General features: G+C 44.4%; 11 protein-coding genes. 3 read left to right on the forward strand and 8 right to left on the reverse strand.

The window, feature by feature from the left end:
- Window positions 1-55: 55 nt before the first annotated feature.
- From LJ740_RS21440 to LJ740_RS21450, 3 genes are read right to left on the reverse strand one after another with little or no spacing between them, the layout of a single operon-like run.
- Entirely contained in the window at window positions 56-1,276 is a 1,221-nt protein-coding gene (locus LJ740_RS21440) for a hypothetical protein (protein WP_229531183.1), read from the reverse strand.
- 30 nt (window positions 1,277-1,306) lie between these two features.
- Window positions 1,307-2,065, reverse strand: coding sequence for a glycosyltransferase family 2 protein (locus tag LJ740_RS21445; RefSeq protein WP_229531184.1), 759 nt, complete (start codon window positions 2,063-2,065; stop codon window positions 1,307-1,309).
- A 60-nt stretch (window positions 2,066-2,125) separates the two neighbouring features.
- Window positions 2,126-3,130 (reverse strand): NAD-dependent epimerase/dehydratase family protein, encoded by a 1,005-nt coding sequence (locus tag LJ740_RS21450; RefSeq protein WP_229531185.1) that lies wholly within the window; start codon window positions 3,128-3,130, stop codon window positions 2,126-2,128.
- A 161-nt stretch (window positions 3,131-3,291) separates the two neighbouring features.
- Between LJ740_RS21450 and LJ740_RS21455 the strand changes: the two genes are divergently transcribed.
- Window positions 3,292-4,395, forward strand: coding sequence for an O-fucosyltransferase family protein (locus LJ740_RS21455; protein ID WP_229531186.1), 1,104 nt, complete (start codon window positions 3,292-3,294; stop codon window positions 4,393-4,395).
- Here the strand turns inward: LJ740_RS21455 and LJ740_RS21460 are convergent.
- The 5 genes from LJ740_RS21460 to LJ740_RS21480 are packed head-to-tail and all read right to left on the reverse strand — an operon-like array spanning window position 4,392 to window position 10,576.
- Window positions 4,392-5,354, reverse strand: a complete 963-nt coding sequence (locus LJ740_RS21460; protein ID WP_229531187.1) for an NAD-dependent epimerase/dehydratase family protein — start codon at window positions 5,352-5,354, stop codon at window positions 4,392-4,394. The two genes, LJ740_RS21455 and LJ740_RS21460, sit on opposite strands and share 4 nt — an antisense overlap.
- 28 nt (window positions 5,355-5,382) lie before the next feature.
- Window positions 5,383-6,135: an ABC transporter ATP-binding protein gene (locus LJ740_RS21465; protein WP_229531188.1), complete on the reverse strand. Its 753-nt coding sequence runs from the start codon at window positions 6,133-6,135 to the stop codon at window positions 5,383-5,385.
- Between the two features lie 6 nt (window positions 6,136-6,141).
- Window positions 6,142-6,963 carry an ABC transporter permease gene (locus tag LJ740_RS21470; protein WP_229531189.1) on the reverse strand — a complete coding sequence of 274 codons (822 nt, stop codon included), beginning with the start codon at window positions 6,961-6,963 and terminating at the stop codon, window positions 6,142-6,144.
- An 18-nt stretch (window positions 6,964-6,981) separates the two neighbouring features.
- Complete coding sequence (locus tag LJ740_RS21475; protein WP_229531190.1) at window positions 6,982-8,043, reverse strand: glycosyltransferase family 2 protein; 1,062 nt, start codon at window positions 8,041-8,043, stop codon at window positions 6,982-6,984.
- Between the two features lie 58 nt (window positions 8,044-8,101).
- Window positions 8,102-10,576 carry an STT3 domain-containing protein gene (locus tag LJ740_RS21480; protein WP_229531191.1) on the reverse strand — a complete coding sequence of 825 codons (2,475 nt, stop codon included), beginning with the start codon at window positions 10,574-10,576 and terminating at the stop codon, window positions 8,102-8,104.
- 201 nt (window positions 10,577-10,777) lie between these two features.
- Here LJ740_RS21480 and LJ740_RS21485 point away from each other — a divergent pair, with 201 nt between their 5' ends.
- Window positions 10,778-11,800, forward strand: coding sequence for a glycosyltransferase family 15 protein (locus LJ740_RS21485; protein WP_229531192.1), 1,023 nt, complete (start codon window positions 10,778-10,780; stop codon window positions 11,798-11,800).
- A gap of 84 nt (window positions 11,801-11,884) precedes the next feature.
- Entirely contained in the window at window positions 11,885-12,910 is a 1,026-nt protein-coding gene (gmd, locus tag LJ740_RS21490; RefSeq protein WP_229531193.1) for a GDP-mannose 4,6-dehydratase, read from the forward strand.
- The last annotated feature ends 99 nt before the right edge of the window (window positions 12,911-13,009 follow it).

Consider the following 13,009-nt stretch of genomic DNA (forward strand, 5'->3'; position numbering starts at 1 on the left):
AAGTTCATCTCAATATAGCAGATGGTGAAATAAAAATGTGGATATTTTTTGGCGCTTAAAAGCCCAGTTTTGCTCTGATTTGTAACGCCTGCGCTAGCGGAATATCGGGGTAATCAGACCCGCGCAGAAAGTGCACATACTTGAGGGTGCGAAAGCCATCAAACCAGTCGGTCAGTGCTTTTTGCAGTTGTGCTTGAGAATATCCCTGTTTTTGCCATTTTTTGCAGGTTTGCCAGAACCCGGCCTGCACCAGATAGTCTTGACTGATGCTATCAAAATGCGCTTCGTTTAGTGATCCTAAAGTGTCAGGGGTCAGTGCTGAAAAAGCCTTTAGCAAGGTCTTTAAATGCACAAATATTTGCGGATGGTAAACTGGATAGGTCTCTTCGGTTAGCTGTTTTTGCACAATCTCCTGCACGGCAGGTCCGGTACCAAAAGGCACCCGGTCTGAAACACGGGATTGAATCATCAACTGTGGCGACAAGGCTTGTACCTTTCCCTGCTTTGCCAGCTTATTGAGCAGATAAAAGTCCTCACCTGCGGCTTTTTTGGGAAGCCCTCTGACCTGACAATAAGCCAGTGCATCCACCAGCAAGCAGCTCCCTATGGTATGAAAAGCAAACGCAGAGCCGGCAAACCTGAGTCCACTGACATAATGTTCCAGTCGCTGTTCATAAAGGTGTGTCGCAGCATCGATTTCATCGTCACCACTGGCAATATGTTTAAACTGAAACACCCCCGCAGCACTATTTTTGGGCAAATGACTATTTAGGAAATAATCGTCGGGGAGTTTGGTGTCGGCATCCGTGGAATAAATTTGCGTGTTTTTTACTTTGTTTTGCTGGATTAACCAACAAGCCATATCTGCAGCGATTTTACGCGCCAACCCCACTCCATGCGCTTTTGGAATGGCAAGACCTTCGGAATACCTATCAACGATTAAAACCTGTACTGCGCTACCTGAGAAGACTTGTAATCTATGATTTTCAGCACTCCATTGAGTTTCACTTAATTCGCAAAGGTGCGCGCAGAGTGCCTGTTGTGACGATGTGCTTTTGCTGCCCTGTGGCTGATTCACCACTAAAATCAGTAGAACTCTGATGTCGCAAAACTGACGAACAAATCGAACGACAAACTCGGCTGACTCCTGGTACGCCGGTATCAGTACAACATAGTCGTAGTGGTTTTCGGGAAAATCCGCGAGTCCAGATACTTCCGGCTCAGCATATTTTGCTAAGTACTTAGTGATATTCCTGGCGGTTTTGTCAGAATTCATATTGTTATCTGGATTGCCTTTCAGCGAGTCTCATTGGTTTGATTGACCCACGAAAAATTGCGGTAGTTTGCGCAGCACCTTTAGCGGGACGGTAAAAAAACGAGGAGTCAGTGCGTTTACTCGCCATGCCCGAATATCTTCAGCGATGGATTTTACTTTGCTCAATGCCTTACCGGAACTGTTGCCACCGGTGCGCATCTTAACCATAAAATCTGGCAGGTAAGCAGTACTAACCTCATACTTATACAAAAAGCGCAACATCAATTCATAGTCGCCAGAAATGCGAAAGTCGCTATCAAATACGCCATACTTCTGATAGATACTCTTTTTGACAAAAAACGTGGGGTGCGGTGGTGCCCATCCAAGATCAAAGTTAGATTTTTTAAAATCGCCGCTTTTCCAAATTCGCCATACCCTGTCAATATTTTCGCGTTGAACATAGATCAAATCACCATAGACAGAGTCAACATTGGCTGAGTCAAACTCACTCACAACCTTGCCAAGCACCTGATTGTGGCTGTAAAAATCATCAGAGTTAAGGATACCGATAATCTCACCAGAGGCCAAGGTGATCGCCTGATTCATGGCATCAAAGATACCGTTATCCTTACCCTGGATAAGGGTAATCTGGCTGCCGAATGTCTTAATGATATCCAGGGTATTATCCGTAGAGCCACCATCAAAAATAATGTACTCGTAGTTGCTGAAGGATTGCCCTAAGACACTATGAATAGTATCGGCAATAGTGGTCTCACTATTTAAACATACGGTGATAATGCTTAGCTTCATCGATTACGAGTACATCAGTTTACAGGTTTAGGTTAGTCAGTACCAAACAGATACAAAAACTTATGCGGTTTTTTGCTGGTTTGCTAATTCTGATGTTTGTCCAGCCCTTGCGTTCACTTGCTGTGCTATCCACTGGTAAGTTTGCTCAAGGCCTGACGCAAGGGGAATTCCCGGTAACCAATTTAACTTTTCAGCAATCAGACGGTTGTCGGAGTTTCTTCCCTGCACCCCTATTGGACCTTTTACATGTTTCAATGTTAATTGTTTACCCGAAATGCGCATAAAACATTTTGCCAGTGCATTTATCGAAATTAACTCAGAAGAACCGATGTTGACCGGACCTGAAAAATCCGATTGCATCAGTTTGAATACCGCTTCCACGCAGTCATCGATATACAGAAAAGAACGGGTTTGTGTACCATCGCCCCATATTTCTATTTCCCCACCATCCTGCGCCATTGCCACTTTTCTGGCCAGGGCAGCCGGCACTTTTTCACGGCCGCCATCAAAAGTCCCTTGCGGTCCAAAAATATTGTGAAACCTGGCTATTTTGACATTGAGCCCATAGTTGCGCTGGTAGGACAAATACAAGCGCTCGCTGAATAGTTTTTCCCACCCATATTCGCTATCGGGTGCAGCCGGATACTCAGATCCTTCGGTACAATTTGGATTATTGGCATCCATCTGATTGTACTCCGGGTAGATACACGCCGATGAAGAATAAAACACTTTATCGACCTTTTTCTGGGTTACCACATTTAACAGGTTTAAATTGATAAGGACAGAGTTATGCATCACATCGGCATCATTTTCACCGGTGAATAAATAGCCAGCGCCCCCCATGTCAGCCGCTAACTGATACACTTCATCTACCGGAATCGAAAACAGGCTCTCAACAAACTCAATACTCCGTAAATCGCCAATTTTAAATTCGTCTGCGGTTGTTACTGAAAACTCGGGAAGTTTCAGGTCTGCACCAATAACCCTGTAACCCTTTGACTTAAGAAATGTGACCAGGTGGCTACCAATAAACCCGCCAGCCCCGGTAACAAGAGCTACTTTCATTTTGTCCTCTAACCTCTTGGCAAATCTATTTTTAATCATACACTTAATCGTTATTATAAGCTCGCGATTTAAATGCAACAGTCAATGTGAATAGTTCAGAGACCTGGCAACGTAGAAAGCACTCAAATGGCAGGCTATGACTGAAATTAGGTAAGTGAATTTTGAGATCCAATGAACAAACGCCACTGGTGTGGAACAACAAACAATACGATAAGTTTCTCATTATTGAAAACCACGATATTCAGGCGGGCTTTTGTGCGTTGATTGTGTTTGCATTAAATGGTTTACGCAAGGCTAAGGCCATCAACGCCATTCCGGTGATTGATTTTAATGCACAAAATACCTGTTATTTTTATGATGAATCCAGAGGTGATTCAATCTGGGAGTATTTTTTCGAACCTGTCAGTCCTTTTAATATTACTCAAATTAACGCGTGGTTAAAATCAGGGACCATAAAACAGGACACAGTGGCGCGGCTATCTGCTGATGAGTTTGGCTATTTACATCATCATGATCCCGACAGACTGGCCACATTTTGGGCTTGGTGTGCACCTGAAGACAAAGCTGCGTGGATAAGAGCTAAACGAGAGCTGGGTCGAAAATACATCAGCAACTACGTCAAACCAAAGGCGTACATTACCGATAAAGTTGAGCAATTTTGCACACAACATTTTAAAGGAAAATTGGTTTTTGGAGTTCACATAAGAGGAACTGACTTTAATTACGCAACACCATTACATACCCGTATTTACATGGAGAAGTTAAACACACTAATCGCCGGATTAGCGCAACAGGAATATTGTATCTTCGTTGCCACCGATCAGAAGCAGTATCTTCAGGAACTGAGCAACCGATATGGCAGTCGGGTTATTGCTTACGATGCAACACGCTCATCAAATCACATTGCGCCATTCAAACTGAGCACTCTGAGTGGTTATCAAAAAGGTGAAGAAGTATTGACAGATATGCTGATACTTTCCCGCTGTCATCATATTATTAAAGGGCCTGCTGCACTCGGGGAAATGGCACTTTGGTTTACTGACCACGATGATATTACCGATCTTGCGCTGCAGAGTGAGTTTCACGCCAAACCCTATGATAAGCTCTCCAGTGCATTTTCAGCATTAAATGTTGACCAGTTGCAAGCAGGACAACTAGCAAAGCAAAAGTGGAAGGAGAAACTCGTTAAACGAATCTACAGTTGGAAAATTGTGGCCTTCTTCTATAAACGTTCTGCACACGTCAGACGATGGCTTAATCACTAGCTCATCTGCTGCTGTATCCAGTCATAGGTGATTTTCAGCCCCTCGTTTAGTGAGATTTTGGGTGTCCACCCCAGTTTTTCTCTAATGAGATGATTATCTGAATTACGCGCTGATGGTCCCACCGGTCCGTCGATGTGTTTAAGCTGCAGTGTTTTGCCTGACAAGGCGATCAATTTCCCAGCCAGTTCATTGATAGACACCAACTCTTCAGAACCAATATTGACCGGAGCGCTGAAATCAGATTGCATTAATTGATAAATCGCTCTTACGCAGTCATCAACATATAGAAACGAACGCGTCTGCTCTCCACTGCCCCAGATGGTTATTTCTCCGCCATCGTCGGCCTGGATGACTTTGCGGGCCAATGCCGCCGGCACCTTTTCTTTCCCACCGGCATATATGCATTGCGGACCAATGATGGTGTGGAGCCTGCCGATTCGAACCTCAATATCATAATTGCGTTGATACGACGCATACAAACGTTCACTAAACAGCTTTTCCCAACCATAGTCACTTTCGGGGTTTGCCGGATAGGCCAGCGATTCTGTGTAATTGGGATAACTCGGATGGTTCTCGCTAAGTTTGGGGTAAACACATGCAGACGATGGATAAAATATCCGGGTGTTATTAGACGGACCATTTGAAATCGCATGTAAAATATTGAGATTGATACGCAACGAGTTTTGCATAATGTTGGCATCATTCTCATGGGAGAAGGTATAACCTGCCCCGCCCATATCCGCAGCAAACTGGTAAACCTCGTCAATGGGTTCTTTAAACAAATCAGCTGTGAACTCCGAACAGCCTAAGTCACCTGTGATATACTTGTCTGCCAGAGACACCTCAAACGCCGGGACGCGGCGGCTGACCGCAATAACATAGTAATTTTGCTGTTTCAGGTATCGAACCATATGATGACCGATGAAACCACCGGCACCGGTAACTAATGCTGTTGGCACCTATTTCTACTCTTTCAAAATGTCAATCTTAATCGTATTTATCAGAATCGTAATACAGGGCGTGAATCGCCTGATAACCGCCTTGTGCAACCAGTCTTCCGTTTTTCAGCAGTATTGCATGACTACATAGGTCGTTCAGCAACGCCACATCATGGCTAACGATAAGGATTGTTACACCGGTTTCTGCCAGTTGTTTTAATCTGGTAATTGATTTTTCACGGAAACCTTTATCATTGACGGATAATACCTCATCAACAATTAAAATATCCCGGTTTTGATGTGTTGCAACCGCAAAAGCCAGCCGTGCCCACATACCACTGGAATATCTTTTGATTGGCGTGTCCAGATACTCACGTACCCCCGCATAGTCAACAATATCATTAAAACGGTTGCTGAGTGCTTTCCTGCTGAGCCCCATTAAAGTCCCGTTGAGATAGATGTTTTCCCGGCCTGTCAGTTCCGGGTGAAAGCCCACTCCGGCCTCTAACATCGGTGTAACGCTACCGCGAAGGAAAATCTCACCTTCTGTCGGGTCACTAATTTCACTGATCAAACGCAACAATGTGGACTTACCTGAACCATTGTCCCCCATGATAGCGACAATTGACCCCGCCTGAATATCGATATTAATATTTTTGATGGCCCAAACATCGCGCTTTTTTAAGCGGCCGGATAGTGCAGCCAGAATGGGAGACTTCTGTTGCTGCTGAATGACGGGTAGTCCCGACACTATGCGATATCGTTTGCCCAGATTTCGAATTTCTATTGCGTTGACTGTCATTGTTTTTTAAATCACGTCAGCAAATTTGCGTTCATTGACGCCAAAAAGATAAATGCCAGAGATTAACAAAATGGCTAATGAACTGGCGCCGACTGCAACACATAATAAATCAGGACGAAACGACTCCCCTAAAACAAGAAAACGCATTGATTCTATGATGGCCACCAGTGGATTCAGGCTGTATAGCAATTGCCACTGTTCGGGAACACTTTTTAGCGTGAAGGCTACCGGACTGACAAAAAGTGCCAATCGAAGCACGTAAGGTACCAGGGTGGCAAAATCGCGTTTAAACACATTCAGCGTACCTAACCACAATCCCAGCGCCAGATTAAGTAGTGCAACCGCAATGATGACAAGCGGTACCAAAAGCAGGCTGAATAAAAACGGCACGTCAAAATAAAACATAAAGCCAAATAGCACACACATATTAATAAGAGGCCCTGGTAAGTTTTTCAACGACGCATTGATCAGCAAGACAATTCTGGGAAAGTTTGCTCTGACGATAAGGTCTCTGTCATCTGTCAGGCAGGTAGTTGCTTTGTTGACGGCCCCCGCAAAAAAGTCCCAACAAACCAATGCGGTCAGGGCAATGAGAATGTATGGTACACCATAATCAGGAAAACTACCTATGTGTTCAAAAACGAAGATAATACTCAACGCCATCGCAACAGGTTGTATTGCAACCCAACCGATCCCGAGCAAGGTCTGCTTGTAGGTTACCAACAAATCCCGTTTCATTATGTGCAACAATAATTCCCGGGACTGCCAAATCGCGGAGAAACCTACCTGTCGGAAGCGCTTGTTATTGGAACGAATGTGTTTTGTCATGATAAATGTGCTGCTGTATTACAAATAGGGCTTTCCCAACCACTTTTTTACCAGATAACGCTGGAATCTGATGATGTTATACAACCATCCCTTTGCCGACAAAAGAATAACCTGCAGGAAAAGAAATAAACGATTCTGATGCTTGTTGAGCACCTGCAGCGCCATGTCATTGTTGTCGGGTACGCTGAATTTTGCCTGTTGTTCCACAAGTGAGACGTCCCCGAGCCCCCAGTTACTGCCATTAGGATTGAGTATGGGTTTGTTAAATGATTTTGCCCAATCCGGATTGAGTTTCCGGTGACTGTGTCTGAATTTAAAGCCAACATTAATATGTTCAAGGTGAAAAAAGTGATAGCCAAACACCTTGCCGATATTCACTACCGGATATTTCTTGATCAACCTGGTTGCCAGGTCGACATCCATAAACCAATAGTAGATCAATCTCTCGTCGTATCCGCCCACCTCATCCCAGAGCTTTCTGTGCATCATCAATATACCGACCGCTGAAGCCCAGTAACAGTAGGGTAATTCTTCATTGAGCGTGAACTTTTGATAACGCCTTATCGCGAAGTCCAAATCATCCATCCCCGGTTTTTTGGCCACGAACTCATAGGGTAACTGTTTGCGTGCAGCAAACATGTAGGTATTTTCAATATCAAATGGAACAAGACTTTTCTTTTCAAATGCATCAAAAAAACACACTAAAAAGTCCTGTGTCACCAGAGTGTCCTGATCAATTCTTCCGATGTAGAGTCCTTTACTTCTTCTCGCGGCAACATTGAGTGCATATACCTCGCCAAACGGGCTATCCTGTTGCAACGATTGCGCCATCGCCAAAGGAACTTCAATAAAACGAGTGATCGCTGCGGCCCGTTTGCTAAGTTGAATGACCTCAGCGATAGGCGTTGTGCTTCCCCAATCGGCGACGACAATTTCAACCTGATGCTGTCTGTTGAGGGCATATATCTTTTGGCTCACATAATTAATGCTGGTAGATAAGCGCCACATGGGGTCGCCCATGTAGTTGTCATTCCTGGAGCAAATAATCAATGAAAGTGCGATATGGTCACGCTGAGTCAATTTACCATCCTTGCTGCAAATATTAAAAATCCGTCGCCATAAACAACCTGGTAATGCATCATTGATATAACTCTGGAGTGAATAAGAGCTTTCTGTCTTTAAACGAAGATTCAGGCACTGTCATTGTGGCTTTTAGCGAAAAGCTATCAGTTCCTTTGGGACGAACCCACAATTGGTAGTCACCTTCAGCAATAATATCACTGTCGGATAGAGATTGTTCTGTGGAGTATGGCACTGCAAATTCAAAATTACCCTGCCCATCAGCTATCGCTGTCCGATTGAACATAAATTGTCGACCTGTGGTTTTACTGCGCAGGGAAAGCCGTGCCTGAATCTGATCCCCGGGGCCAGCCTGACCTTTAATAATCGTGCCCCTAACAATTTCGAATATTTTGATAGTTGAATGTATTTGACCATTATAAAGATAACCGTTACCCGTATCGACAACATCCACCTTCGTCCATTGTTGATAACGTTGAAGCTCATCAGGGGTATCAATCGGAAATGTCTTGGGAACAAACGTATAATTAAGCTTATCTCCTGTGCCTGAAAGTTGCAAAAAGCCTGTGCTATAGGTCTGCGCTGAACTCTCATAAACCATTCGATAATGGCTAAGTTCGCTGCCATCATTTGCATACAAGCGGGCAATCATGGAATTTTTATGGGTATTATCCAGGGTAATATAAGGAACTTGCTTACCATTGACATTGATCTCCCCGTGTCTGACTGCTTCAACAGGTTTATCGGTAAATTTCGACTTCGCATGAATAAGTGGACCATAGGTATCCTTGTCCACAATCACATAACGAATGGTGCGCTCATTGGTAAATCTCTCTGACAGCACTTCTAACGATTCTTGTTCGCTTTGAGCCAATAACCACCGGGGGATATAGTTGGATGGAAGACTGCTCCAAACCGGAATTCGATTGCCGTGCGAAGCCACCAAATTTCCATAATCCCAGGCGACCATAATGCCATAGTCTGACTGCTCGCTATCAGCTGCCACAACAGGTGAATCCGGGTGTGATAGCGGAGTCCTTGCCGGTTGCGGAGAATGTTGCTCAAGCCAGGTCAACGAACGGTACCAGGCTTGATGATATATTGTCATTGCCTGTAACTTTGATTCTTCAACCCACGGCAAAGATAGTGCTTTGAAAGGGTAAACCGGCAATATTAAAAAGGCAAAACCAAGTACCAAAACTACGACCTTGATACACACACTGGTTACAACTGACTTGCCTGATACAGTTTTTTCAAGCAACAACCAAAACGAATAACAGGTAAGAGAGGCTAAAACCGCAATAAATGGCGGAACGGCATAATCAAAATCACCTGACAGATACCAGATCAATAACCAGCACCCCCCCAGGGTGACTGGGACAATTGTTTCGGGGGATAATCTGCGTTTGCACACCATCACCGGCAGCAACACCAATCCGGCAATTGCCACTATGCCAACGACACCAAATTGCTCGATAAATTTTGCGCTACTGACGGTGCTTTCTTCATGAATAAAATTAGTGGATTCGCTTAAAACGAGCGACACTAACAATAAGCCAAGTTCAGTAAAACACGCCACAATAGCAGCGACGAAAAGCACGAGAATGAAAATTATTCCGGCTACCGCTGCAGCTGAAAATCGCAGTGCCAAATACTGCTGAATTCGCGAATAACACCAGGCTCCCACAATCAACATTACAGCACCGATAGCCAGAAAAACCTGATTTCCGGGCACAAACCACAGAGATAACAACAGAACCAAGCCATACAGAGCGCTCGCTTTGGTTACTTCCGAAATCTGTTCTGCGCGTGCCTGGAGCACAGACCAGTACGCGAAAAAAGCGATGTTAATAAGAAGAACGACCAACGCTGCACCCTGCCAGGTATAGATAAGTATGACCAGCGGTAGTGCAGCAAGCAAAATGGGTTTCCACAGTGTCCCCTGACGTTGCTCTCGTGTCACCCTCAGCAAAAACACCATGCCTATCGCGATAGCCAGTGACAAACAAAATTCAGCAGCATGATGATCAACAAACCCAAGAACTGAGCGATCCAGTGATTTACCGGGGTACAGTAAAAAAAATAATGTCGCCAACAACCCTACGGACGTATTTGTTAATTGCCGGACCAGAATAAACAGCAACAGATAAGCAATCACGGCTAATAGGGGTGTAAACCAAACCGCGACGGCAGCGATATCATTCAGGCTGGCATCACTGCCGTAAAGCATCAGGGCAACGCTGGAAATCGCGAAACCGAACAATCCGGTAGCATGATTTTGGCGAACATCCGGATAACTTGCTCCAATGTCCATCCTTTGTATTTCAGGATAATGGACCAAGGTGTATTTTGCATGGCGCAGGTGAAACAGCGAATCCACGCCTAGCAATTTGATTTCATCGGGGTTCGCAAAAATGTAATCGTAGGCCCCCCATGTACGTGCGCCAAATGCCCCGATGAGGATGGCCGCCAGGAGGAGCAACGTGGTGAGTCTGGAGCCAGGTTTTTTGAAGAGCGTGTATGCGTCAGTCATCAAGTTTAAAACGTATTCGTTGCCATTGTTATGCCGTAGCGGTTCTTATGAGACAATCTCTGCTGTTTGGTGAACTGTGGAATAAAACATGCCATAATCCCGGACGACTTATATTAAACCATTACAAACCAATAACTTCCACGAGAGAAGTGAACAGTTATTGGTAATTTCATTCACGGAATTTCACAAAAGCTAAATTTAATGAACCCCTGCATTGTTTATCTCGCTCAAAATACCCCCAAAGATCCCCAGTACGGGCGCGACTCACGGGGAATGCTGGAAAAAAGTCTGGATTTACTGTTTCAAAATTACAATGATGCTTTTCAACATGATGTACTGATTTTCCACGAAGGTGATTTTGATGAAAGCAGCCAGCTAGAAGTTAAAAAAGGACGCTCACAAATCCAGTTTCGCGAGATAAATTTTGCCATTCCTGAATTTTTGAATCCCAGGGAAATACCCGAAAAATGGGATGGGATATATGGCATTGGTCAGCGTCACATGGCGCGATTCTTCTGCTATAGCATTTTTCCTATCCTCAATGCTCTTGGCTATGACTGGTATATGCGCCTGGATGATGATTCCTTTATTCACACAAAAATTAATTACAACCTGTTTGAATTTATGGCCGCCAATCAGTGTGATTATGGCTACCGGGCCATTCTTAAAGAGCCTTTGCGTCCGACATATGGCTTTTCTGAAATGGTACTGGCTTATATAAAAGCAGAGCGAATAAAGCCGGTCTCTTTCCTGGAGAATTTTGATCATTCACTAACACTCAACAATGAGTACTTTTCGCTCAAAGGTCGTTTAAAAAAGCGGGTCACCAATGTCATTGACCGCCTCTCTGAAAAACTGAATCACGACTTAAACAACTGGCCCAGGGCCACTGAATGGAACCGGCAAACTTATTACAATAATTTCCATATCACTCGCGTTGGATTTTGGATGACACCTGAGGTCCAGTCTTTTTTGAGCTATTTCGACCGGGTGGGAGGAAACTATAAATACCGTTGGTCGGATCATATTGTCCAAACCGCAGCGGTACAGATTTTCATGCCAGACCACCGGATTCATCATTTCCAGGATTTCACTTATGAACATGCCACTATTAAAGAAGGCAAACTGGAATGGGGAGGAATCTTTCCCGGCACTGATGATAATGAGTTATTGGCAGTGAATGACTTCAAAAAACAATATGGAAAACTGCTCTGTAACCGTTAACATAAAGCCGGTAACACAGCTTGATGCCGACCTACACAAACTAATAATTTCAGCATCCTGTACCTTGAGAATTAATTTAGCAGAATGAAAACAGCAATTATAACTGGAGCCACCGGTCAGGATGGCGCCTATTTGGCAAAGCTTCTTCTGGAGAAGCAATATAAAGTTATCGCGACTTACCGACGTAGAAGTGCTGATAGTTTTTGGCGTTTTGAAGCAATGGACCTTATGTCGCATCCCCTTCTTCATTTTGAAGAACTGGATATCAATGATATGTCTGCATGTATCCGTTTGATCGACAACAACCAACCTCACGAGATATACAACCTTGCTTCCCAAAGTTTCGTAGAAACGGCATTTCGGCAACCGGTAATGACCAGCCAAACGAATATTGTCGGGTTACTAAACTTACTTGAGTCAATAAGAATGGTCGACCTGAATATCCGATTTTATCAGGCATCAAGTTCCGAAATGTTTGGCAAGGTACAGGAAATACCGCAAACAGAAAATACCGATTTTTATCCCAGAAGCCCCTATGGCGTGTCCAAACTCGCCGCTCATTGGATGGTGATCAACTATCGAGAATCCTACAACCTGTTTGGTGCCTGTGGCATTTCATTTAACCACGAATCGCCACTGAGAGGAAAAGAGTTTGTAACCCGTAAAATCACAGATGCCGCGGCGAAGATCGCGCTTGGAAAACAGGACTGCCTGGAACTGGGTAACCTTGATGCGCAACGGGACTGGGGATTTGCCGGAGACTATGTGCTGGGTATGTGGCAAATGCTGCAATTAGAACGCCCTGAAACCATCGTCTTTGCCACCAACCGATCTGAGTCGGTCAGAAATTTCGCCAATATGGCATTCAATTGTGTTGATATTGAGCTGGTGTGGCAAGGCGACGCTGAAAAAGAGATTGGTATCGACAGCAAAACAGGAAAAACACGGATAAAAGTAAGCCAGGATCTCTATCGTCCAGCCGAAGTGGATATACTGCGCGGTGACGCTGATAAAGCCCAAAAGCTGTTGGGTTGGCGAGCTAAAACCTCGCTGGAGGAACTATGTCGAACAATGGTCAATGCTGATTTGCAAAGAAATACAGCACCCTGAATAGAGTGAAGCGGCTTGGCAGATGTTTAACCCGGTAGACAATCAGCTATTAATCCAACAACCTGTTGCAGCAAATTGCTTGTACAGCGCAACAGGTGT

The sequence above is a fragment of the Planctobacterium marinum genome (genome assembly GCF_020687805.1).
GTDB lineage: Bacteria > Pseudomonadota > Gammaproteobacteria > Enterobacterales > Alteromonadaceae > Planctobacterium > Planctobacterium marinum.

Excerpts from the sequence above, each read along its gene's own strand:
- LJ740_RS21440 (WP_229531183.1), bottom strand. The coding sequence starts at position 1,276 with ATGAATTCTGACAAAACCGCCAGGAATATCACTAAGTACTTAGCAAAA.
- LJ740_RS21445 (WP_229531184.1), bottom strand. The coding sequence starts at position 2,065 with ATGAAGCTAAGCATTATCACCGTATGTTTAAATAGTGAGACCACTATT.
- LJ740_RS21450 (WP_229531185.1), bottom strand. The coding sequence starts at position 3,130 with ATGAAAGTAGCTCTTGTTACCGGGGCTGGCGGGTTTATTGGTAGCCAC.
- LJ740_RS21465 (WP_229531188.1), bottom strand. The coding sequence starts at position 6,135 with ATGACAGTCAACGCAATAGAAATTCGAAATCTGGGCAAACGATATCGC.
- LJ740_RS21470 (WP_229531189.1), bottom strand. The coding sequence starts at position 6,963 with ATGACAAAACACATTCGTTCCAATAACAAGCGCTTCCGACAGGTAGGT.
- LJ740_RS21480 (WP_229531191.1), bottom strand. The coding sequence starts at position 10,576 with ATGACTGACGCATACACGCTCTTCAAAAAACCTGGCTCCAGACTCACC.
- LJ740_RS21485 (WP_229531192.1), top strand. The coding sequence starts at position 10,778 with ATGAACCCCTGCATTGTTTATCTCGCTCAAAATACCCCCAAAGATCCC.
- gmd (WP_229531193.1), top strand. The coding sequence starts at position 11,885 with ATGAAAACAGCAATTATAACTGGAGCCACCGGTCAGGATGGCGCCTAT.